We start from the raw sequence: 25,835 nt of genomic DNA, 5'->3' as shown, positions 1-25,835 counted from the left end.
TGATCAGCTGCGCGCGATCTCGCGCATCTCGAACGCCTCGACGACGTCGCCTTCCTTGATGTCCTGGAAGTTGCGCAGGACGAGACCACACTCGAAGCCCTCGCGGACCTCGGACGCGTCGTCCTTCTCACGCTTGAGCGACGCGAGGTCGAGGTTGTCGGCCACCACGGCGCCGTCCCGGATGACCCGGACCTTGGCGTTGCGGCGGATCAGGCCGTTCGTGACCATGCAGCCCGCGATGTTGCCGATCTTCGACGAGCGGAAGATCGCACGGATCTCCGCCTGGCCGAGCACCGACTCCTCGTACACCGGCTTGAGCATGCCCTTGAGCGCGGCCTCGATCTCCTCGATGGCCTGGTAGATGACGGTGTAGTACCGGATCTCCACGCCTTCCTTCTCCGCCATCTCGGTCGCCTTGCCCTGCGGGCGGACGTTGAAGCCGATGATGATGGCGTCGGAGGCGGCGGCCAGGTCGACGTTGGTCTCGGTGATCGCACCGACACCGCGGTCGATGACGCGGATGCTGACCTCGTCGCCGACGTCGATCTTGGCGAGCGCGTCCTCGAGCGCCTCGACGGAACCGGACACATCGCCCTTGAGGATGAGGTTGAGCTCCTGGCTCGCACCCTTCTCCATGGAGGCCATGAAGTCCTCGAGCGTACGACGCACGCGGCGCTTGGCCTGCATGGCCGCGCGCTCCCGCGCCTCGCGCTTCTCGGCGATCTGGCGAGCCATCCGGTCGTCCTCGACCACGATGAAGTTCTGGCCCGCACCCGGTACCGCGGTGAGACCCAGGACCATCGCCGGGCGCGACGGGTCGGCCTCGGTGATGTTCTCGCCGTGCTCGTCGAGCATCGCGCGGACGCGGCCGTAGCCGGCACCGGCGACGATCGAGTCACCCACGCGCAGCGTGCCGCGCTGGACCAGGACCGTGGCGACCGGACCGCGACCGCGGTCGAGGTGCGCCTCGACCACGAGGCCCTGGGCGTTCTGGTCCGGGTTCGCCCGCAGGTCGAGCGACGCGTCGGCGGTCAGGACGACGGCCTCGAGCAGCTTGTCCAGGTTGAGCTCGGACTTCGCGGAGACGTCGACGAACATGCTGTCGCCGCCGTACTCCTCGGGGACCAGGCCGTACTCGGTCAGCTGGCCACGGACCTTGGTCGGGTCCGCCTCCGGCTTGTCGATCTTGTTGACCGCGACCACGATCGGGACGCCGGCGGCCTTGGCGTGGTTGAGCGCCTCGACCGTCTGCGGCATCACGCCGTCGTCGGCCGCGACCACGAGGATCGCGATGTCGGTCGCCTGGGCACCACGGGCACGCATGGCGGTGAACGCCTCGTGACCCGGGGTGTCGATGAAGGTGATCCGACGCTCGGCGCCGTCGACCTCGGCCGAGACCTGGTAGGCACCGATGTGCTGGGTGATGCCACCGGCCTCCTTGTCGACGACGTTCGCGTTGCGGAGCGCGTCGAGGAGCTTGGTCTTTCCGTGGTCGACGTGACCCATGACGGTGACGACCGGCGGACGGACGGCCAGGTCGGCCTCGTCGCCCTCGTCCTCGCCGAACTCCAGGTCGAACGACTCGAGCAGCTCGCGGTCCTCGTCCTCCGGGGACACGACCTGCACGACGTAGTTGAGCTCCTCACCGAGCAGCTCGAGCGTCTCGTCGTTCACCGACTCGGTCGCGGTGACCATCTCGCCGAGGCTGAACAGCATCTGCACCAGCGAGGCGGCGTCGACGTTGATCTTCTCGGCGAAGTCGGTCAGCGAGGCGCCACGCGGCAGGCGAACGGTCTCGCCGTTGCCCTTGCGGACGCGCACGCCGCCGATCGTCGGGGCCTCCATGGCCTCGAACTCCATACGACGAGCGCGCTTCGACTTGCGACCGCGGCGCGAGGGCCCACCGGCGCGACCGAACGCACCCTGGGTCTGGCCACGCTGGCCGGGACGGCCACCGCCACCGGGACGGCCGCCACCGGGGCCGAAGCCACCGGGAGCGCCGCCGGGGCGACCGGGAGCACCGGCACCGCCACCGGGAGCGCCACGACCGGGCGCGCCACCGGGACGACCCGGAGCACCGCCGCGACCGGGAGCACCCGGACGACCGGGGCCACCGGGGCCACGACCACCGGGGCCACCGCCGAAGGCGGCCGGGGACTTGGGCATCATGGCCGGGTTCGGGCGAGGCATGCCCGGGCGACCGGGAGCGCCACCCTCACGGGCGGCCGGCGGACGCGGCGGACGGTTGTCGCCGGCGCCGGGAGCGGCCGGGTCGGCCGCGCGCTCCGGGGCGGCGGGCTTGCGGCCCATGCCCTGGCTGGACGCGAACGGGTTGTTGCCCGGGCGCGGGGCGCCGGGCTTGCCGACCGGCTTGGGCGCCGGGGTCGGGGCCTTCGGTGCGGCCGGGGTGGCCGGAGCAGCCGCGGCGGGAGCCTCGGGCGGTGCCGTCTCCTGGACGGCAGGCGCGGGCGCCTCCTCGGTGGCCGGAGCAGCCTTGGGGCCGGGCTTCGGCGCAGCCTTCTTGGCCGGGGCCGCGGGGGCCTCGACCTCGGCGGCCGGGGCCTCGGGGGCCTCCTCCGCCGGAGCGGCGGCGGCCTTCTTGGCGGCGGCCTTCTTGGCGGGCGCCGGCTTCTCGGCCTTGTCCGCGGCGGGGGCCTCGGCAGGCGCTGCGGCCGGAGCGGCCTTCAGGGCAGCGCCGTACTCCTTGCGGAAACGCATCTCCGCGGGGAGTTCGACAGTGGAGCTCGCCGACTTGACGAACTCCCCCATCTCCTTGAACTTCTCGAGAACGAACTTGCTCTCGACTCCGAACTCCTTGGCGAGTTCGTGAACTCGGGTCTTAGCCACGCTTCTCCTTCTGGCCTGAGACCCGGGTCCAGTACTTCAGCTGGGGGGTGATTCAGACCGTTAGTGGGGTGTGCAAACTCATCGGAAAGAACTCATCGAGTGCTCATGAGCTGCTGCTCCAGTTTCTGTCGGTCGATCAGGGTTGATATTTCTGCGAGTCGAGGTAGTCGCCCACCGGTGCGCTGGAGAGCCCGGTCGCGACCCGAAGGGCACGGCCGAAAGCCTTCCGGCGTACCGCGAGCTCGAAACACTCGGCTGTGGGGTGCAGGTGCGCTCCACGTCCGGGTGCGGTGGCTGTCGGATCGGGTACGACGGCCGGCTGGCCGTGCGCGTCCGAGCCGGCGGTCACCCGCAACAACTCGTCCTTAGCGGCCCGCGCACGGCATCCGACGCACGTCCGAACCGGGAAAGATGGTTCGGGGCATGCAGAAGGGATGTGTTCACGCGCCACTGTCGTAGAGCCTACCGCGCTCGGACCACCTATTTCGAACCGGGGCGCGCGACCCTACGGTCGTGAGGTGAGCCACTTCTCGGAGGACTTCGCCGGGACCGACCTCGATCGGACCATCTGGCTGCCGTCCTACCTGCCGGTGTGGAGCTCGACGGCCGCGAGCGCGGCGACCTACACCGTCGAGAACGGCCGGCTCACGCTCCGCATTCCCCCGGACCAGGGGCTGTGGTGCGCCGGCGACCACGATCCGCCGCTGCGGGTGTCCGGGATCCAGTCCGGCGCGTGGTCCGGCCCGGCCGGCAGCACCCGGGGACAGCAGCGCTACCGCGAGGGGCTGACGGTGCGCGAGGAGCAGCCACGCTTCGAGGGCTGGCTGCCGTCGTCCGGACGGGTCGCGATCCGGTGCGCCATGTCCCTCTCGCCGCGGTCGATGGCCGCGCTGTGGCTGAGCGGCTTCGAGGACGACGACGCCCAGGAGCAGTGCGGCGAGCTCTGCGTCGTCGAGGTGTTCGGCAAGGACCCCACCGCAGTCGGGGTCGGCGTCAAGGCGTTCCGCGACCCGCGGCTCACCCAGGACTTCGACGCGCCCCGGCTCCCGATCGACGTCGCCGAGCCGCACACGTACGCCGTCGACTGGGACGCCGACGAGGCGGTGTTCACCGTGGACGGCACCGTCGTACGCCGGTGCGCGCGGCCGCCGGCGTACCCGATGCAGGTGATGATCGCGGTCTTCGACTTCCCGGACTGGTCGACGGGTGCCGACGACCAGCTCGTGCCCGAGCTGGTCGTCGACCGCGTCTGGGGCGGTTAGCCCTCGTCGTCCGCCGGGGCCTCGTCGCTGCGGATGTCGATCCGCCAGCCGGTCAGACGGGCGGCGAGGCGGGCGTTCTGGCCCTCCTTGCCGATCGCGAGCGACAGCTGGAAGTCGGGGACCACAACCCGCGCGGCGCGCGCCTCGGCGTCGATGACCTCGACCGAGGTCACCCGGGCCGGCGACAGCGCGTGCGCGACCAGCTCGGCCGGGTCGTCGGACCAGTCGACGATGTCGATCTTCTCGCCGTGCAGCTCCGACATCACGTTGCGCACCCGCGACCCCATCGGGCCGATGCAGGCGCCCTTGGCGTTCACACCGGACGCGGTCGACCGGACCGCGATCTTGGTGCGGTGACCGGCCTCGCGCGCCAGCGCGGCGATCTCGACGGTGCCGTCGGCGATCTCCGGGACCTCGAGGGCGAAGAGCTTCTTCACGAGGTTCGGGTGCGAGCGCGACAGCGTGACCTGCGGGCCACGCATGCCCTTGCGCACCGAGACCACCAGACACTTGATGCGCGTGCCGTGCTCGTAGCGCTCCCCCGGCACCCGCTCACCGGGCGGCAGCAGCGCCTCAAGCTTGCCGAGGTCGACCAGCACGTCGTCGGGGTTGCGACCCTGCTGGATGATCCCCGAGATGATGTCGCCCTCCTTGCCGGAGAACTCACCGAAGCGGATGTCGTCCTCGGCGTCGCGGAGCCGCTGCAGCATGATCTGCTTCGCGGTCGTCGCCGCGATCCGGCCGAAGCCCTCGGGCGTGTCCTCGTACTCGCCGACCGCGTTGCCCTCGTCGTCGACCTCGGTGGCGATCACCGTGACGTGACCGGTCTTGCGGTCCAGCTCGACGCGGGCCTTCTCCTGCGCGCCGGGCGTCTTGTGGTACGCCGTCAGCAGGGCCTGCTCGATCGCCTCCACGAGCACGTCGAACGAGATCTCCTTCTCCCGCTCGAGCATGCGCAGGATGCTCATGTCGATGTCCATCAGGCCTCTCCCGCCTCGTCGTCGTCCGCCTCGTCCTTGCCGGGCCGGTTGAACTCCACCTGCACCAGCGCCTTCTTCACGTCGGCATACGCGACGTCCCGGTCCGTGCCGTCGACCTCGATCGTCACGCCCTCGTCGCCGGACTCCTTGATCCGCCCGGTGGCGTCCTGGCCGTCGGCGAACGTGACCTTGACCAGCCGGCCGGCGTTGCGGCGCCAGTGCCGGGGCAGGGTCAGCGGCCGGTCCACACCACGCGAGGTGACCTCGAGCGTGTAGGGCTGCTCGCCCATCACGTCGGACGCCTCGAGCGCGGCGTCGATCGTGCGCGTCGCCTCGGCGACGTCGTCGAGCGTCACGCCACCGTCCTTGTCGACGGCGACGCGCAGCACCCGCCGGTTGCCCGCGGGGCTGATCTCGACGGCCTCGATGTCGAGGGCGAGGGCACTCAGGGGGTCGACGAGCTCAGTCTCGATCCGGTCCCGGATGACGTCCTGCTTGGAACTTGTCACGGGTACGCGACCTCCTTGTGCTGTTGTTGATCGACCACCCTAGCCGCTGGATAGGGTCACCGCGTGCACGTCGGACCACTCCCCCTCGCCCGCCGCACCGCGCTCACGCTCGGCGCGGTCGCGATCGTGACGTCCGGCTGTGACGATGGCGACAAGTCCGACCCGGCCGGCGCGCCGTCGGCCACCCCGGCGCCCGATCCGGACGTCGCCCTCGTCGACGCCGTGCTCGTCGACCTGGCCCGCGCGGAGCGGCTCGCGCTGGCCGCCGGACTGCCCGGGCTGGCCGTCCTGCACCGGGAGCACATCGAGGCGCTCGACGGCCCGGAGGAGGTCGCGGGAGGCACCGCGGTCGCGACCACGGAGGCCGTACGCCGCACCGAGCAGCGCCTGCAGAAGCGGCTCGTGCAGGCATCGGTCGCCGCGGAGAGCGGCGCGCTGGCGCGGCTGCTCGCGTCGATGAGTGCGGCTGTGTCGCAGCGACTTCCCCGGGGGCTCGCATGAGCGAGCTCGAGGCCCTGCAGACCACGCTCGCCGCCGAGCACGCGGCGGTCTTCGTGTACGGCGCGCTCGGCGGGCGCGCCACGCCCGAGCTGGTCGAGGCGGTGACCGCGGCCTACACCGCGCACCGCGCCCGCCGCGACCTGCTGACCGCCGCCGTCATCGACCTGGAGGGCGATCCGGTGGCCGCGCTGGCGGCGTACGAGATCCCGAGGCTGGAGACGGCGCGCGACGTGGAGCGGGCCGCGCTGGAGCTGGAGCGCTCGGCCGCGGCGACGTACGCCTTCCTGGTGGCGAGCTCGACCGGGACGACCCGGCGGCTCGCGATCGCGGCGCTGAACGAGGCAGCGGTCCGTGAACTCGTCTTCCGGGGAACTCCCGAGACGTTCCCCGGGCTGGACGAGTTCACGGACCGTTAGGGGCCTTCCGTGAGGCCGGGAGCGACCCCCGCCGGGATGTGGGGGGACTGACGGGGAGGTCGCTCTTGCACAAGCATGCAACGGGCTCGCGGGAATCGGGTGGAGAACGCGACCTCACGTTTGTGCATTGCACAAAGGTGCAGTGGAACGTGTTTCAGAACCAGGCGTGAACGATGCTCGCGACGTCGCCGAGACGGTGCGCGACGGCGTCCGGCTCACCCTCGCTGTGGCCGACCTGGTTGGCCGGGATGACGCTGTGCGGGACGTGGATCGCCCGCATGCCGGCGTTCTGCGCGCCCCAGACGTCGTCGAAGAGGCGGTCGCCGACGTACACGCACCGCGCGGGGTCGGTCGCACCGACGGTGTCCATCGCGGCGCGGAAGGCGTGCGGCGACGGCTTCGTCCACGGGATCTCGCTCGTGTAGACATCGCCGTCGATCAGGTGGTCGACGCCGTCGCGGCGGAACCAGCCCTCGTGCCACGCCCGCGGCCAGATCGTGTTCGACAGCACGCCGACCTTGATGCCGTGCGCGCGGAGGTCCTCGAACAGCGGCAGGACCTCCGGGTCGGTGAGCGTGTGCGGCTCCCAGAACTCGTAGTACGCCGTGAGCAGCTCGGGATCGTGCTCGAGCCCGGCCGCGGTGAACAGGTCCGCGACCGTGGAGCTCTGCTGGAGGTCGCGCGAGCGGCCCCAGATCGTGTCGCCGGCCTGGTGCAGCAGGGTGCGCGAGACCTCGATGTCGTGGTCGGCGTTCACCACAGCCTGGGCGAGCGCGAGCGACTCCGCGTGGAAGTCGATGTCGTGCCAGGCGGTGAGGGTGCCGCCCCAGTCGAAGATGACCGCCTGGATCCGCTCAGGCACGGACCACCCGCACCACGTGGTCGACGACGTGGTCGGCGGGGACCTGCTCGCTGGTGCCGGACGCCCGGTCCTTGACCTCGATGGTGCCCTCGGCGAGGCCCTTGCCCACCACGACGATCGTCGGGACGCCGATCAGCTCCGCGTCCTTGAACTTCACTCCGGGGCTGATCTTGCCGGCGCGGTCGTCGTACAGGACCTCGATGCCCTGCTTGTCGAGCTCGTGCGCGACCCGCTCGGCCGCGGCGAAGATCGCCTCGTCCTTGCCGGCGGCGACGATGTGCACGTCGGCCGGCGCGACCTCACGGGGCCAGGCCAGGCCGAGCTCGTCGTGGGTGCCCTCGGCGATCGCCGCGACCGCGCGCGACGGGCCGACGCCGTACGAACCCATGGTGACCGTGACCAGCTTGCCGTTCTCGTCGAGGACCTTGAGGTCGAGCGCGTCGGCGTACTTGCGACCGAGCTGGAAGATGTGGCCCATCTCGATGCCGCGCGCGGACTCGAGGACGCCGCCGTCGCCGCGGGGGCAGGGGTCGCCGTCGCGGACCTCGGCGACCTCGATGATGCCGTCGGCGGAGAAGTCGCGGCCCGCGACCAGGTCGATCACGTGGCTGCCCGGGGTGTCGGCGCCGGTCACCCAGCGGGTGCCCTCGACGACGCGCGGGTCGACGAGGTAGCGGACGCCGGCGGGCTTCTTCTCCCCCAGCGCGCCGGGGCCGATGTAGCCCTTGGCGAGCGTCGGGCGGCTCTTGAAGTCGTCGTCACCGAACGGCGCGAACTCCACGCCCTCGCCGAGGTGCGCCTCGAGCCGCTTGTCGTCGACCTCGCGGTCACCGGGCAGGCCGACGGCCAGCGCCTCGACGGTGCCGTCGGGGTGCTTCACCGTGAACAGCACGTTCTTCAGCGTGTCCGCGGCGGTCCACGGACGGTCGTCGCGGGCGAACTTCTCGTTCAGGTGGTCGACGAGCGTGTCGATGGTCGGCGTGTCGGGGGTCTGCTCCGCGTGGGCGGCCGGCGCGTCGTCGTACGGCACGGCGGCGATCGGCGGGGAGTGCACGGCCTCGACGTTCGCGGCGTAGTCGCACAGCGAGCAGCGGACGTAGGTGTCCTCGCCGACGGTGGCGGTCGCGAGGAACTCCTCGGACTTCGAGCCGCCCATCGCGCCCGACATCGCCTCGACGATGACGTACTCGAAACCGAGCCGGTCGAAGATCCGGATGTAGGCGTTGCGGTGCGCCTGGTAGCTGTTCTCGAGGCCGGCGTCGTCGACGTCGAAGGAGTAGGAGTCCTTCATGACGAACTCGCGGCCGCGCAGCAGGCCGGCGCGGGGGCGCGCCTCGTCGCGGTACTTGGTCTGGATCTGGTAGATCGAGAGCGGCAGGTCCTTGTAGGAGCTGTAGAGGTCCTTCACCACGAGGGTGAACATCTCCTCGTGGGTGGGGCCGAGGAGGTAGTCGGCCCCCTTGCGGTCCTGGAGGCGGAAGATGCCGTCGCCGTACTCGGTCCAGCGGTTGGTCGCCTCGTAGGGCTCCCTGGGCAGCAGCGCGGGGAAGCTGAGCTCCTGCGCGCCGATCGCGTTCATCTCCTCGCGGATGATGTCCTCGATCTTGCGCAGCACCTTGAGGCCCAGCGGCAGCCAGGTGTAGATGCCAGGCGCGGCGCGGCGGATGTAGCCGGCGCGGACCAGGAGCTTGTGCGACGGCACCTCGGCGTCCGCCGGGTCCTCGCGCAGGGTCCGTACGAAGAGGCTCGACATCCGCATGATCATGCGGAGAAGGCTACTTGCTGAGGACTGCAACCTTCGCCCGGGTTATCGCGTCCTCCAGTCATGATCACCGCACTCGTCTCGGCCCTGCTTCTCTCGCTCGCCCCTGCGTCGCTCCCCGCTGGTCCTCATCCGGCCGGGGCGCACGTCGACGGGCGCGTCGTCCACGACGGATCCGTGCGCCTGCGGATGGATGCGGCGTCGGTGGGTCTTCTCGGCATGTCGGACGACCGGTACGTCGTGCGGCTGTCCGACGCCGACGGCTCCGACGCGCGGATCATCTGGGTGCGCGCCGACGGGCGGCAGCGCGAGATCACCTCGAACCGCGACGCCTCCGCGTCCCCGTTGCTGTCCGACGACGGTCGGCACCTGATCTCGACGCCGTTCATGGGCCGGGACTCGACGACAGTCCGCGTCCGCAGCGCCCGCACCGGCCGGATCCTGGTCACGCGGACGTTCCCGGGCTCGGTGTCGGTGCTCGATGCTGCCGATGGTCGGGCCGTGCTGGGCTCGTGGTCGCCGAACAAGACGTTCTGGTGGACGTACGGCGGCACCGACGACACCTCGCCGATCAACCGGCGCACCGGCTACTTCGCCTCGATCCCCGCCAACCGCGTCGCGTCGTACACCCGTGACCCGTACCTGGGCGGCTGCTCCGTCCTCACCTCCCTTAGCGGGAACCGGCTCTCGCGGTCGTGCAAGGAGCGGGTCACGGCCGTCTCCCCCGACGGCGGGCGGGTCGCCGCGATCCACATCCTGTCCGACGGCATCGGCCCCTCGTCGGTCACCGTCCGCCGCGCCACCGGCGACCGTCTCGCCCGCTACGACGCGCCGTACTTCTTCGGCTCGATCCGCTGGGAGTCCAACACCTCGCTCCTTCTCGACACGTACGACGAGCGTCGCTGGGCCACCGTGCGCTGCGACGGTGGCGAGTGTGAGCGCGCCTCGAAGTTGCGACGTACGCCGCGGTTCTGAGCCGCCACGTGGACCGACATATCCGCTGACCCACATCCGTCGACCACGGACGGCGGGGCCTCAGGAGCTGCCGACCAGCACCGGCCGGGCCTCCACCACTCGCAAGCTCTGCGCGGCGCCGGGGATCGTGACCGTCCCTGAGACCTCGCGCCACGGCCCGTTTCCGACACGGAACTCAGCGGCAAATGTGGTCGACACGCTCGGAGCGACCCGGCCCTTGGACAGGTACCGGTGCGTGATCTCGAGGTTCGGGTACGCGTCGCCCGGCGACGTCGTCCACTTCTCGTGCCCGTCCCCGAACTTCCACCCGAACCGCTCGGGCCAGATCCGCAGCTCCACCTGCCGACCGAGCAACGTCACGGTCCGCGTGAACTCCCCTTGCTCCGTGTAGAAATTGGTCTCGAAATTCACCAGCGTCCGACCGTCCGGGGGTTGGACCACGAGCCTTGAGGCCGGGAGCGGCAAGCGCTGAAAAGCGCGCGCAACCAGACCGGGAGTCACGGTCGGACTCGCGCTAGGTTCAACCGGCTCGTTGCAGTACTCGCCCGGGGCCTGACCCGTGGAGATTGCGGTCCGAACGCAGATCGTGTCCCAGTCCGAGTCGCGCATCGGCTGGTCGCCAACGTCTGTCGATGAGCCCGATCCGCCTGGGCAACTCATGGAGGAGTGAACCTCCATCAGACCGTTGACCGCGATTACCTCCTCAACCCACTCACAGTCAGCGTGCGCGGGCGCGGCAATGAGGACGGCAGCGAGAGCGAACCCCAGCAAGAAGCGAGTGCGTCGGATCACGAGATGAACCCGACGAACGACACGCCCCATCCAGCGCCATCGTCCTTGAGCTTGAAGGCCAAGAGGTGCTTCTCAGGGCCATAGACAACCGGCTCTGCGCCCTCACTCTCAAGCGTCTTCCCGCCAGCGATCGTGACAGCCGCATCCACGATTGGCGTGTCGGTGCCAGAGTTTCGAAGGTTGAGGCCATCAATAGACCAGCCCTCCGTCTTGAAGTAGCCGCCGTCGGCATGCACTCGGGCTATTGGCTCGATGAATTGATCGCATGTCGTACATGAATCGAGACTCCAGCTCTCGAGGTCATCCGTCTCGCCGGTCTGGAGGGCCAGATTCTGCGCGTCGACCCAGGCACGGACCGTTTCCTCAGGTGACAACGACGCCGACACCGGCGAGGTGCTCGGACTACTCGGGCTCGGATCGCTCGGCGCCGACGAGCTGGGCGTGGGCGCAACGATGGGCTCCGGGTCGTCGCTTGAGCAAGCGCTGACTCCGAGCAGGAGGACTGCGGCGGCGATGACCGCCCGAGCACCGGTCACGGGGCCGATCATTCCCCCGGCGGAGCGCAGGCGAAACCGCGTGAGAGCGAGCTGTGGAGAACCTCAGCCGCGGGCGACGCGGAGGGCCGCGCGGATCATCGGGACCTGCAGCGGGAGGCGGGCGAAGGCGGCGACCTTGAAGCGGGTGTTGCGGGTGCCCGCGGCGTCGGCGGCCATCTTGATGTTGCCGGGATAGACGCCGAGGAGGAGCAGGGCGCTGGCCCAGCCGGCCGTACGCAGGGTGGCGGGTACGGCGAGGCCGGCGGCGCAGGCGAGCTCGGCGACGCCGCTGCCGACGATCACGGCCCGGTGGGCGGGGACCCAGGAGGGCATCAGGGGCTCGTAGACCTCGGGGCGGACGAGGTGGACGACGCCGGAGACACCGAAGATCGCGATGAGGAACCGTGCGGAGCGCGTCATCAGAACATCACCGTCGCGAAGCGGGCGGTCTCGCGGAAGCCGACCTTCTCGTAGACCGCGCGGGCGCTGGTGTTCCAGTCGTTCACGTACAGCGAGACCACCGGCGCGATCTCGCGGCGCACGATCTCGACGACGCCGGCCATCCCGGCGGTCGCGACGCCCTGGCCGCGGTACTCAGGCGGCACGAACACGCCCTGGATCTGGGCGGCGTACGGCGTCGCGCACGCGACCTCGGCCTTGAAGACCAGCCGGCCGTCGTCGTCGAACCGCGCGAACGACCAGCCGCGGCTGATCAGCTGCATGACCCGGGCGCGGTAGAGCTCGGCTCCCCCGCCGTACTCCGGCGAGACCCCGACCTCCTCGGTGTACATCGCCACGCACGCCGGGTAGACCTCGTCCAGGTCGTCGCGGGTCGTACGCCGCACCAGCGGGTCGGGCGCGACCGACGGCGTCCCGGCGATCTCGAGGTGCGGCTGCTCCCAGCGGGCCTCGCGTGGCCGGCCCCAGCTGCCGGCGACGCCGTTCCAGAACACCCGGACCGCCTCCTGCGGGCCGACGATCGTGGAGACGGTGCGGCCGCGGGCGAGCGCGCGCTCGGCGAACACCGCGGCGTCCTCGGCGGTCGCCTGCACCGGCACGAGGTTCGCGCCGACGTGGCACGCGGCGGCGAGGGTGCCGCCCTCGAAGCGGCCCCACATCTCGCCCCCGAGCCAGCGCGGCTCGAGGTTGGTGGTGCTCGCGCGGTAGTCGGCGAAGACGTTCACGACCGGATCCCGGCGCGCGAGCTCCAGGAAGGCGGCGAGGTCGGAGGCGCCGAGCGGGCGGACGCCGTGCCGGGTCGTGAGCACGGCCGAAGCCTACGTCGTGTCAGGACACCGTGACGGACGCCGACGCGCCGTCGACGGACTCCATGCCCTCGGCGATCCGCATGGCCTCCTCGATCAGCGTCTCGACGATCTGCGACTCGGGCACGGTCTTGATGACCTCGCCCTTCACGAAGATCTGGCCCTTGCCGTTGCCGGACGCCACTCCGAGGTCGGCCTCGCGGGCCTCGCCGGGACCGTTGACGACGCAGCCCATGACCGCGACGCGCAGCGGGACCTCCATGCCCTCGAGCCCGGCGGTCACCTGCTCGGCGAGCGTGTAGACGTCGACCTGGGCGCGGCCGCACGACGGGCACGAGACGATCTCGAGCTTGCGCGGGCGCAGGTTCAGCGACTGCAGGATCTGGATGCCGACCTTGACCTCCTCGACCGGCGGGGCCGAGAGGGAGACGCGGATCGTGTCGCCGATGCCCTGCGAGAGCAGCGCACCGAAGGCCGTGGCCGACTTGATCGTGCCCTGGAACGCCGGGCCCGCCTCGGTCACGCCGAGGTGCAGCGGCCAGTCGCCGGCCTCGGCGAGCAGCTCGTAGGCGCGCACCATGACGACCGGGTCGTTGTGCTTCACCGAGATCTTGAAGTCGTGGAAGTCGTGCTCCTCGAAGAGGCCGGCCTCCCAGACGGCCGACTCGACCAGCGCCTCCGGCGTGGCCTTGCCGTACTTCTCGAGCAGCCGCGGGTCGAGCGAGCCGGCGTTCACGCCGATCCGGATCGAGGTGCCGCGGTCCTTCGCGGCGCGCGCGATCTCCTTGACCTGGTCGTCGAACTTGCGGATGTTGCCCGGGTTCACGCGTACGGCGGCACAGCCCGCGTCGATCGCCGCGAAGACGTACTTCGGCTGGAAGTGGATGTCCGCGATCACCGGGATCTGCGAGTGCTGCGCGATCTGGGGCAGCGCGTCGGCGTCGTCCTGGCTCGGGCAGGCGACGCGCACGATGTCGCAGCCGGTCGCGGTGAGCTCGGCGATCTGCTGGAGCGTGGAGTTCACGTCGGACGTGAGCGTGGTCGTCATCGACTGCACGGACACCGGGGACTCGCTGCCGACGCCCACCTTGCCGACCTTGATCTGGCGGGTCTTGCGGCGGGGAGCGAGCACCGGCGGCGGCGCCTCGGGCATGCCCAGGCTGATGGCAGTCATGTGGTGAATCCTAGGACTCGAGGTGGAGCGGGACGACGAGGTCCCCGACGATCAGCACGACGCCCATGACCAGCAGGCTGGCGGCGACGCAGTACGCGATCGGCAGCAGCTTGGCGACGTCGACGTACCCCGGGTCGGGGCGGCCCCACAGGCGGGCCCAGCCGCGGCGCAGCGCCTCCCAGAGGGCGCCGGCGATGTGCCCGCCGTCCAGCGGCAGCAGCGGGATGAAGTTGAACAGGCCGATGAACAGGTTGAAGCCGGCGATCATCATCAGCAGGAAGACGGCCTTCTCCCGCACCGGGAACTCCTCGTGCGAGACCGTCTCGCCGGCCAGGCGGCCGCCGCCGACGATGCTCACCGGGCTGTCGATCTTGCGCTCCTCGACCCCGACGATCGCCTCGGCGACGCCCCAGACCTTGACCGGCAGCGTGGCCAGCGCCTTGACGGTGTCGACCGTCATCGTGCCCATCTGGTCGAGGGTGTAGATCGGGCCGCCGGTCTCGACGGCGATGTACGACGTGGGCGTGACGCCGAGGAAGCCGACCTGGCGCAGCGTGAGGTCCGTGCCCGACGTGGGCCGGGCCTCGACGGTGGTGCTGGTGGTTCCGGTCAGCTCCTGACCGTCGCGCTCGTAGCCGATCACGGCCTCGCCGTCGGAGTTGCCCCGGATCATCGTGCGCAGGTCGTCCCAGTTCGCGACCGGGGTGCCGTTGAAGCTGGTGATCACGTCACCGGGGCGCAGGCCCGCCTCGACGGCCGGGCTGGCCGGGTCCGAGGACGTGCAGGCACGGCCCTCGTCGTCGAACGGGATGATGCACTCGGAGACGGTGTCGATCACCGGCGGGCCGGGCTCGGGCTCCACGCTCCGCTGGCCGTACGTCGCGAACACGCCCCAGAAGATGAAGAAGGCGATGAGCAGGTTCACCGTCGGCCCGCCGGCCATCACGATGACCTTCTTCCACCACGCCATCTTGTAGAAGAGCCGGTCGTTGTCCTCGGGCGTGATCAGCTCCCACTCCGCCGCTCGGGCGTCCGAGATGAGCTGGGTGAACATGCCGGTGTTCGACTTGCGCACCTTGACGACCTGGTTGCCCTCGGCGTCGTACGTCACCTCGTCGGCGAGGTCCTCCGCGCCCGGCGGCAGCATCCCGACGATCTTGACGTAGCCGCCGAGCGGGATCGCCTTGACGCCGTACTCGGTCTCGCCGACCTGCTTGCTCCACACGGTCGGTCCGAAGCCGATGAAGTACTGCGTGACCTTCCCGCCGAACCTCTTGGCCGGGATCATGTGGCCGAGCTCGTGCAGGCCGATCGAGGCCAGGATGGCGACCACGAAGATCAGCACACCCAGCAGGTAGAACAGGCCGGTCATCAACGTCCTTCGATCAGGGCGAGGGCGGTGTTCCGAGCCCACGCATCGGCGGCGAGGACGTCCTCAACCGTCATCGCCTGCCCGTACGAGGGTACGTCGTCCCGCCTGAGAGTTGTCTGAACCGTCGGCACGATGTCCACGAACCTGAGCAGCCCCCGTCGGAAGGCGTCGACGCACACCTCGTTGGCCGCGTTGTAGATCGCCGGCGCGGTGCCGCCGCGCTCCCCCGCCTCGCGCGCCAGCGCGACCGCCGGGAAGGCCTCGTCGTCGAGGGGGAAGAACTCCCACGTCTCCGGCTTCGTCCAGTCGACCGAGGGCGCGGCGTCCGGCACCCGCTCGGGCCACGCCAGGCCGAGCGCGATCGGGATCAGCATGGTCGGCGGGCTCGCCTGGACCAGCGTGGAGCCGTCGACGAACTCGACCATCGAGTGCACCACCGACGTCGGGTGCACGACGACCTCGATCCGGTCGAACGGGATCCCGAACAGCAGGTGCGCCTCGATCACCTCGAGGCCCTTGTTGACCAGAGTCGCGGAGTTGATCGTGATCACCGGGCCCATGTCCCACGTCGGGTGCGCCAGCGCCTGCTCGACGGTCACCTGCTCGAGCTCGGCGCGGGTCCGGCCGCGGAACGGTCCGCCGCTCGCGGTCAGCACGAGCCGGCGTACCTCGTCCGGCGTACCACCGCGCAGGCACTGCGCGAGCGCGCTGTGCTCGGAGTCGACCGGCACGATCTGGCCGGGCTTGGCACGGTCGAGCACCAGCGGGCCGCCCATGATCAGCGACTCCTTGTTGGCCAGCGCGAGCACGTTGCCGGCGTCGAGCGCGGCGAGGGTCGGCCGCAGGCCGACCGCGCCCGTGATGCCGTTGAGGACGACGTCGCACTCGCGCGACGCGGCCTCGACCGAGGCCTCCTCACCCAGGCCGGAGTACGCCGGCGCGAACTCCGCGACCTGCGCCTCGAACAGCTCCGGGTTGGAGCCACCGGCGGTCAGCCCGACCACGCGGAACCGGTCCGGGTTCGCCCGGACCAGGTCCAGGGCCTGGGTGCCGATGGAGCCGGTGCTGCCGAGGAGGACGATGTCCCTAGGAAGGCCACTCACGTCACCCAGTCTCCCGCACTACGCTCCCAACATGAGCATCGCGCAGGAACGTCGCCTCGTCACCGAGATCCCCGGCCCCGGCTCGCTCGAGCGGCTCGACCGCAAGAAGGCGCACGTCGCCGACGGCGTCGGCACGACGCTCCCCGTCTTCATCGTCGAGGCGGGCGGCGGCGTGCTCGTCGACGTCGACGGCAACCACCTCATCGACCTCGGCTCCGGCATCGCGGTGACCACCGTCGGCAACGCTGCGCCGACCGTCGTGCGCAACGTGCAGGAGCAGGTCGCGGCGTTCACGCACACCTGCTTCATGGTCACGCCGTACGACGGCTACGTCGACGTGTGCGCAGCGCTGGCCGAGCTGACGCCGGGCGACCACGCGAAGAAGTCCGCGCTGTTCAACTCCGGCGCCGAGGCGGTCGAGAACGCCGTCAAGATCGCCCGCGTCGCGACCGGCCGGGACGCGGTCGGCGTGTTCGACCACGCGTACCACGGGCGCACCAACCTGACGATGGCGATGACGGCGAAGAACATGCCGTACAAGAACGGCTTCGGCCCGTTCGCCGGCGAGGTCTACCGCGCCCCGATGTCGTACCCGCTGCGCGACGGGCTCACCGGCGAGCAGGCGGCGGCCCGCGCGATCGACGTGCTCGACAAGCAGGTGGGGGCGACGAACCTCGCCTGCCTGGTGATCGAGCCGATCCAGGGCGAGGGCGGCTTCGTGGTGCCGGCGCCCGGCTTCCTCCCCGCGCTGGCCGCGTGGGCCGAGGAGAACGGCATCGTGTTCATCGCCGACGAGATCCAGACCGGCTTCTGCCGCACCGGCGACTGGTTCGCCGCCGACCACGAGGACGTCGTTCCTGACCTGGTCACGACCGCGAAGGGCATGGCCGGCGGCCTGCCGCTGGCCGCGGTGACCGGCCGCGCCGAGCTGATGGACAGCGTCCACGTCGGCGGCCTCGGCGGCACGTACGGCGGCAACCCGGTGGCCTGTGCCGCCGCGCTCGGCGCGATCGAGGAGATGCGCACCGAGGTCCTCGACGCCCGCGCCCGCGAACTGGGCGCGATCATGGCCACCCGCCTCGGCGAGCTGGCCGCCCAGCACGACGTGATCGCGGACGTCCGCGGCCGCGGCGCGATGATGGCGATCGAGCTCTGCAAGCCGGGGACGACCGACCCCGACCCGGTCCGCACGGCCGCGGTGTCGGCGTACTGCCACCAGAACGGCGTCGTCACGCTGACCTGCGGCACCTGGGGCAACGTCTTCCGGTTCCTGCCTCCGCTGGCGATCAGCGACGGGCTGCTCGGCGAGGCGTTCGACGTGGTCGCGGAGGCATTCGCCGCAACCACTTGACGCGCGTCAACTAGAACCTGTTCCATGCCCTTGTGACCTACGACACCATCATCAAGGGCGGGCGCTGGTTCGACGGGACGGGCGCGGCCTCCGCGATCCGGAACCTCGGCATCAAGGACGGCCGGGTCGCGGTCGTCTCGGCGGAGGCGCTCGACGAGACGGGCTGCCCCGAGGTCGTCGACGCGGCCGGCCAGTGGGTGCTGCCGGGGTTCGTCGACATCCACACGCACTACGACATCGAGGTGCTCGACGGCCCGGGCCTGCCGGAGTCGGTGCGCCACGGTGTCACCACGCTGCTGCTGGGCTCGTGCTCCCTGTCCACGGTCCACGTCGGCGGCGTCGACGCGGGCGACCTGTTCGGTCGCGTCGAGGCGATCCCGCGCCAGCACGTGATCCGCGCGGTCGACGAGCACAAGAGCTGGAACAACGCCGAGCAGTACGTCGAGATGCTCGAGTCGCTGCCGCTCGGCCCGAACCTCGCGGCGTTCGTCGGCCACTCCGACATGCGCACCGCGACCATGGGCCTGGACCGCGCGACCCGCAAGGAGGTCAAGCCCTCGCGCAGCGAGCAGGCGCGGATGGAGCGGATGCTCACCGAGGCGCTGGACGCCGGCTTCGTCGGCATGTCCGCCCAGCAGCTGCTGTTCGACAAGGTCGACGGTGACCTCTGCCGCTCGCGCACGCTGCCCTCGACGTACGCCAAGGGCAAGGAGATGCGCGGCCTGCGCAAGATCCTGCGCAGCCGCAGGCGCGCGCTGCAGGCCGGCCCGGACGCCAGCCACCCGCACACGATCGGCGTGCAGGCGCTCGGCTCCATCGGGTGGTTCGGCAAGGCACCGCTGCGCACCAGCCTGCTGTCGGCCGCCGACATCAAGGCGATCCCGTTCGTGATCCACCTGATGCGACCGATCGCGAACGTCGTCAACAAGATGGGCGCGGACTTCCGCTGGCAGCACCTACCGGTGCCGTTCGAGGTGTACGCCGACGGCATCGACCTGGTGATCTTCGAGGAGTTCGGCTCCGGTGCGATGGCGCTGCACATCCAGGAGAAGATCGCGCGCGACGAGCTGATGCGCGACGAGGAGTACCGCAAGAAGTTCCGCAAGGACTACGAGAGCAAGTACGGCCCGCGCGTCTGGCACCGCGACTTCTACGACGCCGAGATCGTGGCCTGCCCCGACGCGTCGGTGGTCGGCAAGTCGTTCGGCCAGGTCGGCGACGAGCGCGGCGGCAAGCACCCCGTCGACGCGTTCCTCGACCTCGTGCTCGAGCACGGCACGGACATCCGGTGGCGTACGACGATCAGCAACCACCGCCCCGAGGTGCTCAAGAAGCTGGCCGCCGACCCCGGCATCCAGGTCGGCTTCTCCGACGCCGGCGCGCACCTACGGAACATGGCGTTCTACAACTTCGCGCTGAGGCTGCTCAAGCACGTCCGCGACGCCGAGATCCAGGGCAAGCCGTTCATGACCACCGAGCAGGCGATCCACCGGCTCACCGGCGAGCTCGGCGAGTGGTACCGCATCGACGCGGGCTTCCTGCGCGAGGGCGACCGCGCCGACATCGTGGTCATCGACCCGGAGCGGCTCGACGCCAGCCTGGAGAGCTACCACGAGAGCCCGGTCGAGCAGTACGGCAACCTCTCGCGGATGGTGAACCGGAACGACGCCGCCGTACCCGCCGTGTTCATCGCGGGCCGGCGCGTGGTGGCCGACGGCGAGCCCACCGAGATCGTCGGCCGCGAGCGCACCGGCCAGTTCCTGCGGGCCGAGCAGGACTCCCGCGCCACGGTCGCCGCCTCGTGACCCGCACCCCCGAGGAGGCCGTGCGCGGCCTCTGGCGGACGCTGTCCGCCCGCGACTACGACGGCATCGCCGACTGGGTGACCGACGACTGCATCTACCTCGACATGCCCGTCGGGCCGTCGCTCGCGGCCCGCGGGCCGGCCGACATCGCCAAGCGGCTGCAGGTCGGCTGGGGCGGGCTCTCGGCGTACGAGAACCACGACGGGCTGCTCGTCGCCGACGCCGACGGCAACGCGATGTACGAGCACACCGAGACGTGGACGTTCCCGACCGGCGAGGTCGTCACGCTCGCGTTCGTCACCGTTCACCGGGTGCGCGACGGCAGGGTCTGCCTCTGGAAGGACTACTGGGACTACGGCGCGATCATGAACGCCGCGCCGGCATCGTGGGTCGAAGGGCTGGCCACCGCCGACACGTCCTGGGTGTACGACGCGACGAACGAGGTCTGACCCGCCGCCTACCGTGGTCGCATGGCAGCGCGGGCGGGTGGGCGGCTGATCGGCCTCGACATCGCGCGCTGCCTGGCGCTGCTCGGCATGGTGGCCACGCACATGCTCGACGAGCGGACGCCGTCCGGGGACCTGAGCTTCGGGCAGTGGCTGGCGGGCGGACGGGCATCGGCCCTCTTCGCGGTCCTCGCCGGAGTGAGCCTCGCCCTGATGACCCGGGAGCCGCTGCGGGGCCGCGCCGCCGGCCTGCGCGCGGTGGCGATCGGGGTCCGTGCCCTGCTGATCGCTGCGCTCGGGCTCGCGCTCGGCGGCTTGGAGAGCGGGCTGGCGATCATCCTCACCTACTACGGCGTGCTGTTCGTGCTCGGACTCCCGTTCACGTTCCTGGGCGCCCGCGCGCTGGCGCTGCTCGCCGTCGTCTGGGTGGTCGTCGCGCCGGTCCTCTCCCACCTGGTCCGACCGGCGTTGCCCGAGCGCGGCTACGCGAGCCCGACGTTCGGCCAGCTCGCGGATCCGTGGCAACTGGCGAGCGAGCTGCTGTTCACCGGCTACTACCCGGTCGTTCCGTGGCTCGCCTACCTGTTCGCCGGGCTCGCGCTCGGCCGCGCCGACCTCCGTGACCGCTCGCTCCTGGTCGGCCTCACCGTGGGCGGTCTCGGCGTGGCGATCCTGGCGACCCAGGTCTCCCGGTCGCTGGTCGATCCCGCGGTCGCGGACGCGAACGCCCTCGGCATGTACGGCACCACGCCCCCGGACGGCGACTGGAGCTGGCTGCTCCTCGTCGCGCCGCACTCGGCGACGCCGTTCGACCTGGCCCAGACGATCGGCAGCGCGATCTTCGTCATCGGATTCTGTCTGCTGGCCGTCCAGGCCCTGTCGCCCACGGCGACCGCGCCGCTGGCGATCCTGTTCGGTGCGGGTGCGATGACCCTGACGCTGTACTCACTGCACGTCGTCCTGCGCACACCGAGCTTCTGGCCGCCTGAGATTCCGCACGCATACCTGAAGCACGTGGTCGTGCTGCTCGCGATCGGGGCAGCATTCGCCGCCTTCCGGCTGCGCGGGCCGCTCGAGATCGCGGTCGGGCTGCCCGCCCGGCTCGTCCGCCGGGTCCGCGTGCCGGGACCCGCGTGACCCGTTCTAGAAGTCGTCGCAGCCGGGCGTGCTCCCGTTCCGGTGGAACGCGAACGTCTCGGCCGGCGCGCGGTCGAAGCTGCTGCCCAGGGTCTCGAAGTTGAGCACGGGCCACTCACGCATCCAGAAGGTGCCGCCGTCGTTGCAGCCCTCCGGGTGGAACACCACGACGATGTCGACCGACGTGGACTCACCGGGAGCGAGGTCCTGGTCCAGCGGGTAGACCGCGTCGAGGCCGTCGTCGGCGGGCACGGGAGCCGGGCTGGTCGTGGGATCGACCGTGACGACCGAGCCGGTCTCGGGACCGACCCCCGGCGCCTCGATCTCGACCAGGTGGATGCCGCGGTCGCTGTCGTTGCTGATCTCGATGGTGTACCGGCATCGCATCTGGGACGTCGCCGCGACGACGGTGCCGAACCTCTCGTCCGACCTCGTCGTCGTGCCCGTGCACGTCGGGTCACCGTCACGCCAGGTGACCTCCACACCGTCCGCCGCGCGGGTCGTCATCCACAGCCAACCGCCGAGGGCCAGCGCCGTCGCCGCGAGCAGTGATGCGCAGAACATCGGCCAGTGCCGTCGCATGCGTCTCCCCCGCTCCGAGAAGGGTGGTCACTCCCAGGTAACCGGTGGACGGCCGGCGGAAACCTAGCCCGCCAGGTGACCCCAGCGGTCGGCCAGCTCCGACCACGGTCCGACCGCGGCGACGCGGCCCTCGACGAGCACGACGACGCGGTCGGCCTGGACCAGCGCGGCGCGCTTCGACGTCGCGCCGATGACCGTGGCGCCGCGCTCGCGCAGGGCGGTCCAGAGCTCGATCTCGGTGGCGGCGTCGAGGGCGGACGACACGTCGTCGGCGAGCAGCAGCTCGGCGTCGCAGGCGAGACCGCGGGCGAGCGCGAGCCGCTGCACCTGACCACCGGACAGCCGCACTCCCCGGTGCCCGACGAGGGCGTCCGGACCGCCCGCGGACTCGACGTCCTGGGCGAGGCGCGCGGTCTCGACCGCTGGCATGACCTGGCGGTCGGGGTGGTCGAGGCGCACGTTGTCGGCGAACGTGTCCGACAGCACCCGCGGCACCTGCGCGACGTGCGCGACCCGGCCCGGACGCAGGAACACCTGCTGGTCCCCGACCGGATCGCCGTTCCAGGAGATCTCGCCGGTGCTGGAGATCAGCCCGGCCAGCGCGGACAGCAGGCTGGACTTGCCGGAGCCGACCTGGCCCAGCAGCAGCACCAGCTCCTGCGAGCCGACGGTCAGGTCGACGTCGCTCACGCCGATCGTGCCGTCGTCGTGCACCGCGGTCAGGCCGCGCAGCTCGAGGCTGCGCAGCGGGTCGCGGGCGCCCGGCTCGGGCGCGGGCGAGGCGCCGGCGACGAGGTCGACGCCCTCGGGCAGGTGCATCAGGTCGCCGCCGCCGGCCAGCCCACTCGTCGTCCGCATCCAGGCGCGGACGCCGGGAGCCTCGGTGACCACGGCGCCGGCGACCCGGCCGAACCAGTCGAAGCCGTTGACCGCGGTCGCCACCAGCAGCGCGGTGGCCAGGCCCCAGCCGCCGGCGACCAGCACGGCCCAAGCCGCGACCACGCCGCACTGGACCATCACGATGGGTACGCCGTCGAGCAGCGCCTGGACGCGGTGCTCACGCACCGCGGCGTCCACCCTGCCGCCGTCGACCTCGCGCAGGTGCGCGTGCACGCTCGGGGTCGAGGCGGCGAGCTTCACGGTGCGCACGGAGTCGAGCGCGGACACCAGCGACCTGCCGAACCCTGCCCGGGCGGTGGCGGACGCCGCGGCCGAACGACCGGCGATCTTGCGGCCGAGCGAGGACGCCAGCGCCGAGCCCACCATCACGATCAGCAGCACGCCACCGGCCAGGAAGCTCTGCGCGACCAGGGCCGTGACCCCGGCGATCAGGAAGCCGTTGACGAAGTCGATCCAGCGGTCGGAGTAGCGCGCGAGCCGGTCGGCATCCATGGTGCGCGCGACCACCTCGCCCGGGGGCGTGCGCTCCAGCCGGTGCTGCGAGGTCTGACCGGCGAGCACGGACGTGCGCACGCGCAGCATCACCGAGATCCACCAGCGCGGGTAGCGGCGGAACGCCTCGGCGAGCAGCAGCGGCGACAGCATGAGGGAGAACACCAGCGCCGCGGTCAGACCGGTCGGGGTCTGGCCGTCCTGCAGCGAGGCGACCAGGTGGCCCCAGATCCAGGCGCTCACCGCGCCGAGCGCGCCGGTGAGTGCTGAGAACAGGAACAGCACGACGCTGACCAGTCCCCACTTCGGCTCGATGGTCATCGCGGAGAACGTCGCCCGCGACAGGCTGGGCGCGTCGCGGAGCTGCGGTGGCGGAGGCACCTCGCCGGTACGCCGAACGGTGCCGACCTGGCCCCGGACGGCCTCGTCGGCGGGGCGCAGGACCTCGTCCTCGGCAGAGGCGTCCAGCAGGGAGCGGAACGGGCCGGGCTCGGCCGCGAGCACCGCGCGCGAGCCGCGCTGCACGACCCGGCCGCCGTCGAGGACCGCGACCTGCTCGGCCCGCTCGGTGGTCGAGAGCCGGTGGGCGACGAGGATGCCGGTGCGTCCGGCGAGCAGCCGTTCGGAGGCGCGCACGACGTGGCCCTCGGTGACCGGGTCCATCCGTGCGGTCGCCTCGTCGAGGACGACGACGCGCACGTGGCGCACGAGCAGCCGGGCGAACGCGACCAGTTGCTCCTCCCCGGACGAGAGCGTGGTGCCGCCCGGGCCGAGGAGGGTGTCGAGGCCGTCGGGCAGGCCGGCGACCCAGGCGTCGAGCCCGAGCTCGGTGACCGCGGCCTCGACGTCGGCGCGCGGGACCGGCTGGAAGAGCGTGATGTTCTCGGCGAGCGTGCCGGCCAGGATCTCGGTGCGCTGGGTGACGACGCCGACCGACGAGCGCAGCTGCTGCAGGTCGAGATCGAGTACGTCGACGCCGCCGAGGAAGACCGATCCGGGCTCGGGCTCGACGGCACGGGACAGCAGCGACGCCAGCGTGGACTTGCCGGACCCGGTGCGCCCGACCAGCGCGCAGGTCGTGCCGGCGGGGACGTGCAGGTCGACGTGCTGGAGCGCGAAGCGACCCTCGACGTACGCGAAGTGGAGGTCGCGGAACTGGACCTCGAGCGCACCTTCGGGCAGGTCGGCGCCACCGACCGGCTCGGGCTCGGAGCCGAGCAGGTCGCGCAGCCGGAGCACGGCGCCGAAGCCGGCCTGCAGGTCCGGCAGGTGCCGCGCGAGCATGTCGACCTGGCCCACGAACATCGTGGTGACGAGGTAGAGCGTCACCAGCGCCGCGGTGTCGAGGCGGCCGTTGACGACCAGCACGACCCCGATCAGGGCGGTGGCGGCGAGGACGCCGTGCAGCAGCGTGCCGGTGCGCCGGCCGATCCGCGCCTCGAGACCGAGCACCACGGCGAACCGGCGGTGGACCAGGGAGGCGAGCTCGACGCAGCGGCGCAGCACGTGTGCCTGGCCCAGGCTGGCGCGCAGGTCGTCGCGCCCGGCGACGCCCTCCTCCATGGCGGCGGCATGGTCGGTCCAGGCCGCCTCCTCCTCGACCTTGCGGGCGGCGACCTGCGGGAGCAGCCGCCACGCGACCGCGACCGCACCGACCCCCGCGAGCGGGAACAGCAGGAACGCCGGCCACCACGTGACACCGGCGACGATCCAGAGCGGGCCGGCGGCGAGGGCCGTGCGGATCGCCTGCCAGCCGCTCTGCCGCAGCAGGCTGCCGACCTCGTGGGTGTCGTCGTCGACGCGGTCGAGCACCTCGCCGACCGCCTGCTCGGTGAGCACCGCGAGCGGCTGGTGCATCGCGGCGTCGAGCAGGTCGGCGCGGAGCCGGCCCTCGGCGCGGTCGACGACGCCGGCCCACAGGGTGCGCGCGGCGGTGTCGAGCACCGCCGCGCCGATGACGAGCAGCGCCAGGAGCTCGACCAGCTCGGAGGTGGCGGACTCAGCGAGGCGACCCGCGACCAGCGACCCGAGGGAGGTGCTGATCGCGGCGATGCCGGCGGCGACCAGCGACCACGTGGCGACCGGGCCGCGGAGCCGACGCCAGGTGACGGTCCGCTCGGGAGGGAGGGGCGGACGAGGAGCTGAGGTGACCGGGCGATCGGTTCCGAGAGTGGCAGTCATGGCTGGGGAAGACGGTATGACGCGACACCGACACCCGTCGCATCGTTTTCAGTAGGTCCAGCGGGTGGCACCCCCGGGCTCCTTCATCCCGAGCGCGGTGATCGACGTCGGCTCGATCCGGTAGACGTGCCAGGGCGGTGGTCCGGCCGACGGCGCGCTGAACGGCGCGGTCAGGGCGACGCCCGACTCGTCGACCTCGCACGGCCACCCCTCGGCGGCCCACGCCGCCGCCCGCGCGGCCACCAGGCCGGGGTCGGTGACGAGCTCGCCCCGGCCCTCCAGCACCAGGTCGGCGGCCGCGGTCGCGGTCGCGATCGCGCATCGCGGCTCACGGGCGAGGTTGCGGCCCTTGCGCGACGTACGACCGGTGGTGAACCAGAAGGTGTCGTCCACCCACAGGGCCCCGATGCCGGTGACGTGCGGGCTGCCGTCGGCGTTGATCGTGGTCAGCCAGCAGCTGTGCCGGTTCGGTCCGCCCGACTCCGGCGCCTGGGACAGCGCGTTGCCCAGGCCCTCCGTGACGGCGGCCAGCTCGAGGACCGGCAGGTCGTACAGCTCGGCGAGATTGGTGGCGGTCATACCTCG

At 71.4% G+C, this 25,835-nt stretch carries 24 protein-coding genes; 8 read left to right on the top strand and 16 right to left on the bottom strand.

The genetic code is table 11. The annotated features are described in order from the left end of the window. Positions 1–3: 3 nt before the first annotated feature. Complete coding sequence (infB, locus tag MJ604_RS05755) at positions 4–2,847, bottom strand: translation initiation factor IF-2 (RefSeq protein ID WP_243057336.1); 2,844 nt, start codon at positions 2,845–2,847, stop codon at positions 4–6. A gap of 136 nt (positions 2,848–2,983) precedes the next feature. Further along, positions 2,984–3,298, bottom strand: a complete 315-nt coding sequence (locus tag MJ604_RS05750) for a YlxR family protein (RefSeq protein ID WP_308194111.1) — start codon at positions 3,296–3,298, stop codon at positions 2,984–2,986. Between the two features lie 67 nt (positions 3,299–3,365). Here MJ604_RS05750 and MJ604_RS05745 point away from each other — a divergent pair, with 67 nt between their 5' ends. After that, positions 3,366–4,109, top strand: a complete 744-nt coding sequence (locus tag MJ604_RS05745) for a glycoside hydrolase family 16 protein (RefSeq protein WP_243057334.1) — start codon at positions 3,366–3,368, stop codon at positions 4,107–4,109. On the opposite strand, the gene nusA is transcribed toward MJ604_RS05745, so the two are convergent. Further along, a complete protein-coding gene (gene nusA / locus MJ604_RS05740) occupies positions 4,106–5,089 on the bottom strand; it encodes a transcription termination factor NusA (protein ID WP_243057333.1) in 984 nt (327 codons plus the stop codon). The genes MJ604_RS05745 and nusA overlap by 4 nt on opposite strands. After that, a complete protein-coding gene (gene rimP, locus MJ604_RS05735) occupies positions 5,089–5,598 on the bottom strand; it encodes a ribosome maturation factor RimP (RefSeq protein ID WP_243057332.1) in 510 nt (169 codons plus the stop codon). The genes nusA and rimP overlap by 1 nt, the downstream gene beginning before the upstream one ends. Positions 5,599–5,661: 63 nt before the next feature. Between rimP and MJ604_RS05730 the strand changes: the two genes are divergently transcribed. Next, a complete protein-coding gene (locus MJ604_RS05730; RefSeq protein WP_243057331.1) occupies positions 5,662–6,099 on the top strand; it encodes a hypothetical protein in 438 nt (145 codons plus the stop codon). Next, positions 6,096–6,515, top strand: a complete 420-nt coding sequence (locus tag MJ604_RS05725) for a ferritin-like domain-containing protein (protein ID WP_243057330.1) — start codon at positions 6,096–6,098, stop codon at positions 6,513–6,515. The genes MJ604_RS05730 and MJ604_RS05725 overlap by 4 nt, the downstream gene beginning before the upstream one ends. A 154-nt stretch (positions 6,516–6,669) precedes the next feature. On the opposite strand, the gene MJ604_RS05720 is transcribed toward MJ604_RS05725, so the two are convergent. Continuing rightward, a complete protein-coding gene (locus tag MJ604_RS05720) occupies positions 6,670–7,377 on the bottom strand; it encodes an HAD family hydrolase (protein ID WP_243057329.1) in 708 nt (235 codons plus the stop codon). Further along, positions 7,370–9,142 carry a proline--tRNA ligase gene (locus MJ604_RS05715; RefSeq protein WP_243057328.1) on the bottom strand — a complete coding sequence of 591 codons (1,773 nt, stop codon included), beginning with the start codon at positions 9,140–9,142 and terminating at the stop codon, positions 7,370–7,372. The genes MJ604_RS05720 and MJ604_RS05715 overlap by 8 nt, the downstream gene beginning before the upstream one ends. Positions 9,143–9,202: 60 nt before the next feature. On the opposite strand from MJ604_RS05715, the gene MJ604_RS05710 reads away from it, so the two are divergent. Next, a complete protein-coding gene (locus MJ604_RS05710) occupies positions 9,203–10,114 on the top strand; it encodes a hypothetical protein (RefSeq protein ID WP_243057327.1) in 912 nt (303 codons plus the stop codon). A 60-nt stretch (positions 10,115–10,174) separates the two neighbouring features. Here MJ604_RS05710 and MJ604_RS05705 read toward each other — a convergent pair whose 3' ends face one another. The 7 genes from MJ604_RS05705 to MJ604_RS05675 all read right to left on the bottom strand — a co-directional run bounded on the left by MJ604_RS05705 (position 10,175) and on the right by MJ604_RS05675 (position 16,365). Then, complete coding sequence (locus tag MJ604_RS05705) at positions 10,175–10,615, bottom strand: hypothetical protein (RefSeq protein WP_243057326.1); 441 nt, start codon at positions 10,613–10,615, stop codon at positions 10,175–10,177. Positions 10,616–10,902: 287 nt separating this feature from the next. Next, positions 10,903–11,442, bottom strand: a complete 540-nt coding sequence (locus MJ604_RS05700; protein ID WP_243057325.1) for a DUF6318 family protein — start codon at positions 11,440–11,442, stop codon at positions 10,903–10,905. 63 nt (positions 11,443–11,505) lie between these two features. Then, positions 11,506–11,862 carry a DoxX family protein gene (locus tag MJ604_RS05695; protein WP_243057324.1) on the bottom strand — a complete coding sequence of 119 codons (357 nt, stop codon included), beginning with the start codon at positions 11,860–11,862 and terminating at the stop codon, positions 11,506–11,508. Further along, the gene (locus tag MJ604_RS05690; RefSeq protein ID WP_243057323.1) at positions 11,862–12,710 is read right to left on the bottom strand and encodes a GNAT family N-acetyltransferase; all 849 of its coding nucleotides are present in this window, start codon (positions 12,708–12,710) and stop codon (positions 11,862–11,864) included. The genes MJ604_RS05695 and MJ604_RS05690 overlap by 1 nt, the downstream gene beginning before the upstream one ends. Before the next feature lie 19 nt (positions 12,711–12,729). Further along, a complete protein-coding gene (gene ispG / locus MJ604_RS05685) occupies positions 12,730–13,881 on the bottom strand; it encodes a flavodoxin-dependent (E)-4-hydroxy-3-methylbut-2-enyl-diphosphate synthase (protein WP_243057322.1) in 1,152 nt (383 codons plus the stop codon). Positions 13,882–13,891: 10 nt separating this feature from the next. Continuing rightward, the gene (locus MJ604_RS05680) at positions 13,892–15,253 is read right to left on the bottom strand and encodes an RIP metalloprotease (protein WP_243057321.1); all 1,362 of its coding nucleotides are present in this window, start codon (positions 15,251–15,253) and stop codon (positions 13,892–13,894) included. After that, on the bottom strand, positions 15,253–16,365 hold the full coding sequence (locus tag MJ604_RS05675; protein ID WP_374458332.1) for a 1-deoxy-D-xylulose-5-phosphate reductoisomerase: 1,113 nt from the start codon (positions 16,363–16,365) through the stop codon (positions 15,253–15,255). Before MJ604_RS05675 ends, MJ604_RS05680 begins: the two co-directional genes overlap by 1 nt. 22 nt (positions 16,366–16,387) lie before the next feature. On the opposite strand from MJ604_RS05675, the gene gabT reads away from it, so the two are divergent. From gabT to MJ604_RS05655, 4 genes are read left to right on the top strand one after another with little or no spacing between them, the layout of a single operon-like run. After that, positions 16,388–17,707, top strand: coding sequence for a 4-aminobutyrate--2-oxoglutarate transaminase (gabT, locus tag MJ604_RS05670; RefSeq protein ID WP_243057319.1), 1,320 nt, complete (start codon positions 16,388–16,390; stop codon positions 17,705–17,707). A 32-nt stretch (positions 17,708–17,739) separates the two neighbouring features. Then, entirely contained in the window at positions 17,740–19,512 is a 1,773-nt protein-coding gene (locus MJ604_RS05665; RefSeq protein WP_243057318.1) for an amidohydrolase family protein, read from the top strand. Then, positions 19,509–19,961, top strand: a complete 453-nt coding sequence (locus MJ604_RS05660; protein ID WP_243057317.1) for a nuclear transport factor 2 family protein — start codon at positions 19,509–19,511, stop codon at positions 19,959–19,961. The genes MJ604_RS05665 and MJ604_RS05660 overlap by 4 nt, the downstream gene beginning before the upstream one ends. Positions 19,962–19,982: 21 nt before the next feature. After that, the gene (locus MJ604_RS05655) at positions 19,983–21,095 is read left to right on the top strand and encodes a heparan-alpha-glucosaminide N-acetyltransferase domain-containing protein (protein WP_243057316.1); all 1,113 of its coding nucleotides are present in this window, start codon (positions 19,983–19,985) and stop codon (positions 21,093–21,095) included. A gap of 6 nt (positions 21,096–21,101) precedes the next feature. Here the strand turns inward: MJ604_RS05655 and MJ604_RS05650 are convergent, their stop codons facing one another. The 3 genes from MJ604_RS05650 to MJ604_RS05640 all read right to left on the bottom strand — a co-directional run bounded on the left by MJ604_RS05650 (position 21,102) and on the right by MJ604_RS05640 (position 25,829). Next, positions 21,102–21,677 carry a hypothetical protein gene (locus MJ604_RS05650; RefSeq protein WP_243057315.1) on the bottom strand — a complete coding sequence of 192 codons (576 nt, stop codon included), beginning with the start codon at positions 21,675–21,677 and terminating at the stop codon, positions 21,102–21,104. 63 nt (positions 21,678–21,740) lie between these two features. After that, positions 21,741–25,250, bottom strand: a complete 3,510-nt coding sequence (locus tag MJ604_RS05645; RefSeq protein WP_243057314.1) for an ABC transporter ATP-binding protein — start codon at positions 25,248–25,250, stop codon at positions 21,741–21,743. Between the two features lie 48 nt (positions 25,251–25,298). Beyond that, positions 25,299–25,829 (bottom strand): pyridoxamine 5'-phosphate oxidase family protein, encoded by a 531-nt coding sequence (locus tag MJ604_RS05640; protein WP_243057313.1) that lies wholly within the window; start codon positions 25,827–25,829, stop codon positions 25,299–25,301. Positions 25,830–25,835: the final 6 nt, after the last annotated feature.

Origin of the sequence: Nocardioides sp. SR21, assembly GCF_022761125.1 — a bacterium.
In the GTDB taxonomy this organism is placed as follows: Bacteria; Actinomycetota; Actinomycetes; order Propionibacteriales; family Nocardioidaceae; genus Nocardioides.
The sequence above is the reverse complement of the archived record's forward strand: the minus strand, read 5'-3'. Positions and strand labels throughout refer to the sequence as shown.